Below are 1,757 nucleotides of genomic sequence, written 5' to 3' on the forward strand. Positions count from 1 at the left end.
CTATTACTAGAGGCCGAGCGCATAAATGAAATTGATACGCTTGCCAAAGCGCATCTTAGCAGCCATTTTAATAAAGAAACGCTACTTGCAAAAGGATACACGCTAAAAGATATTATGCAAGCACAACGTAGAGAACTTGTTCGTAAGTTTGTTCCAATTGAGCAAATTAAAGCTATTGCCAAAGCATCAGATATAAGCCATATCGATGGAGAAATATTAGAGCAACTTGTCTCTTTAGCTAAAGTGAATATCAAATTAAGAAAAAATGCTAATAGCAATTCTTCTTCTGTTGACGCTATTAAGGGCAATATTATTGCTAAATCAGAAGAAAGAGTAAGTTTGCTTGATTCTAATTTTGTTCCAATTAATTTTACGGAGTTTGTACAAGCGATAAGTAATACTTACAAGCAAAGACGAGCTCAGTTTTATGAAAATCTAAAAAGAAATAAAAGAACAAGCATTGCTTAAAGGAGTTTAAAATGAGTGACATTACAAAAATTAAAGAAGAGTTTGATAAAAAAGTTGCAGAAATTAAAGCATTAATGAAAAATCCGCAACAAGACTCTGGTTTGCTTAGTAATTCTTTAGAGTTTAGAGATAAAAACCTAATTTATTCTAATTCTGGTGGTGTTTTTACTAGCAGCAAAGACAAAATAGAAAACTATCCTGTTAAAGGGTATCCCTATAAGCGTGGAGTCAAGCTTAGTTTTAGTGTTGATGGTACATCAGAACTTGAAGTTGAGGCTGGTGGTGGTGATGATTTATATGGAGTATGCACTGATATAGATGAGTTTAGTGGTATGGCAACTGTACTGCCGATTACAAATAACTTTACGGGGTATTTAACATTTAAGAAACCTGGAAGTGATATAAAACCGGGTGACAAGCTTCATTTTAATCAACATGGGGAGCTTGAAAAGACTACTGGAGCTGAAAAATCTATTAATGCTATAGCGCTTTCAAAAGTACATAAATTAACAGAAGAGTTATTTATAGGGCTTGCTAGTGTTTTTGGGAATAGAGCTTTAAAAGGGTAAGTAAATTATGGCTTTAAAAGGCAAAGGGCAAGTTGTTGATAATCCGCAATTAGGTTTGCAGGCAGAAGCCCCAGCTGCGCCTAGGGCTAAACGTCAAGCAAGACAAGCTGAAGACGCACAATCAGAAGATTCTTATTTAGATTCGATTCAAGAACTCGATGATATTCTTTTGAAATTCAAAAAATATGCAAAATCAATGAGCTCGATTGAGAATAAGGTTTTTGGTAGTTCAATTGGTTGTTTTAAGTCTAAGAATGAGCGAGCGGATGTTTATTCATTTGCATGTTCAAGTTTTGCAGACAAAATAGAGGAATACTTTTACGATCCAAAAAATAGTTTTCCATATAAGCGTGGGGTTAAACTTGTTCCGAAAGAGACCGCTATATATGTTGAAGTTGGTGCTGATACTGATATGTATGGCATATGTGTTGATGTATGTGAGTTTAGTTGCACAGCATATGTTTTGCCAATTACTAATAACTTTGAAGGGTACCTTGTCACAAGAAATCCAAGTATAAAAGCAGGGGAAATATTAGACATAAATAATAACGGGGTTATTATCAAGGCTGGCGGAGGGCCTCCGACTGTAATTAACGCGTATGCACTCTCTGATTCATTTACAATCAATTTTGCACCCGAAGATGAGAATCAAGAGCAATCCCAAGATAGATATCCTAGAATAGATTATTCTATTAATTTAATAAAAGTTGCAATTTTTGG

Annotated in this window: 3 protein-coding genes; all 3 read left to right on the forward strand. The window is 34.7% G+C overall.

All coding sequences use genetic code 11. The features are described from left to right. On the forward strand, positions 1-468 hold a 468-nt coding region (locus HNP63_RS06650), incomplete at its 5' end, for a DUF1357 family protein (protein WP_183227706.1). A gap of 11 nt (positions 469-479) precedes the next feature. Continuing rightward, a complete protein-coding gene (locus tag HNP63_RS06655) occupies positions 480-1,037 on the forward strand; it encodes a DUF228 domain-containing protein (RefSeq protein ID WP_183227709.1) in 558 nt (185 codons plus the stop codon). A gap of 7 nt (positions 1,038-1,044) precedes the next feature. Further along, positions 1,045-1,757, forward strand: a 713-nt coding sequence (locus tag HNP63_RS06660) for a DUF228 domain-containing protein (protein ID WP_183227711.1), incomplete at its 3' end; no start/stop codon positions are given.

It is taken from the genome of Borreliella afzelii (genome assembly GCF_014202295.1).
GTDB classification, from domain to species: Bacteria; Spirochaetota; Spirochaetia; order Borreliales; family Borreliaceae; genus Borreliella; species Borreliella afzelii.